This is a genomic window from Candidatus Protofrankia californiensis (assembly GCF_900634765.1).
GTDB classification, from domain to species: Bacteria; Actinomycetota; Actinomycetes; order Frankiales; family Frankiaceae; genus Protofrankia; species Protofrankia californiensis.
This window is the reverse complement of record NZ_CAAAFT010000210.1, coordinates 20695-22102: the sequence shown is the minus strand read 5'-3', so window position 1 is coordinate 22102 and position 1408 is coordinate 20695. Positions and strand designations below refer to the sequence as shown.

The 1408-nt window shown below is 65.9% G+C and carries 1 protein-coding gene; it reads right to left on the bottom strand.

Annotated features, from left to right (window positions below; translation table 11 throughout):
- Positions 1 to 1345 (bottom strand): aldehyde dehydrogenase (locus tag DD1DGNOD_RS11530; RefSeq protein ID WP_131770095.1); only part of this gene is annotated, 1345 nt, incomplete at its 3' end.
- Between the last annotated feature and the right edge of the window lie 63 nt (positions 1346 to 1408).

Sequence of the window (1408 nt, the reverse complement as noted above, 5' to 3'; positions counted from 1 at the left end):
TGGGGTCGTTGACGTAGGCGTTGATCCCGATCGTGCCGGTTTGGACCTTCCGCGCGAATGCGGTGCCGCGTTCCGGGTCGGCCGTCCACACCGATCCACCGAGACCGTAATCGCTGTCGTTCGCTATGGCGACAGCCTCCTCCTCGGTCGAGTACGGGATCACCGCCAACACCGGCCCGAAAATCTCCTCCTGGGCGATGGTGTGCTTGTTATCCACATCCGCGAACACCGTGGGTTCGACAAACCATCCCTTGTCGAGGCCTTCGGGCCGCTTGCCACCGGCTGTCAGTCGGGCCCCTTCGCTCTCGCCCTTGGCGATGTAGGACTCCACCCGATCGCGCTGTCGGGCCGACACGAGCGGGCCCATCTGAGTCGAGGGGTCGAGCGGATCCCCCACCGCTATCGAATTGACGAGTCCGGTAATAGTATCGACTACTTCCCGGTACCGGCGCTGGGGTGCGAGAACACGCGTGCCGAGCCAGCAGATCTGACCGTTGTTGAGCAGGGTCGACGCGAAGAAGCTCTGAATGTTGGCCGCCAGATCGGCGTCGTCGAGCACGATGGCGGCCGACTTGCCACCCAGTTCGAGAGTCACCGGCCGCAGCAGCCGACCACATGTCTCGGCGATCACACGCCCGGCGGCGGTCGAGCCGGTAAAGGACACCTTGTCGACCCCGGGGTGCGAAACAAGGTGGGCACCGAGTTCGCGGCCGCCGGGAACGATGTTGAGTACGCCGTCGGGCAGCCCGCTTTCCGCCGCGGCCTCGCCAACGAGGAAGGCGTCCAGGACGGTCTCCGGCGCAGGCTTGATCACCACGGTGCAGCCGCTGGCCAGGGCCGGCGCGATCTTCAGAAAAGAGATCGCCTGCGGCACATTCCACGGAACCACGGCGCCGACCACGCCAATGGGCTCGCGGATGACCAGGGAACGGCCGCCCAACATGCCGGGGCGCGTCTCCTCGAGGCCGGAGGCCGCCACCAGGCCACCGTAATAGCGGAGCAGCAGCGGCGGGAAACCCCCTTCGAACTGGTTGGCCAACCAGATCGGCATTCCGTTCTGGACGCTGACCCGGCGCGCGGTTTCTGCACCGCGCGCCTCCAGCGCGGCCGCGAATCGCTCCAGAACCTCCGCGCGGCGCGCCGGTGACCATCGTGACCACCCGTCCGGATCGTCGAAGGCACGGCGCGCCGCCGCCACCGCCAGGTCTATGTCACGTTCGGTTCCCTCCGGAACGCTGCCCACACGCTCCTCCGTGCTGGCCGAGTGCACGGCAATGCTGCCGCTCGATGCCGGCGCCTTCCACCCGCCGTCAATGTAGAATTGATCATAGTCGATCGTCGTCATTTCATTCTCCTTCCAGGAGCAGAATCCTGTTCACTGAATCCCGTTCACGCCGCAGCCCTCATT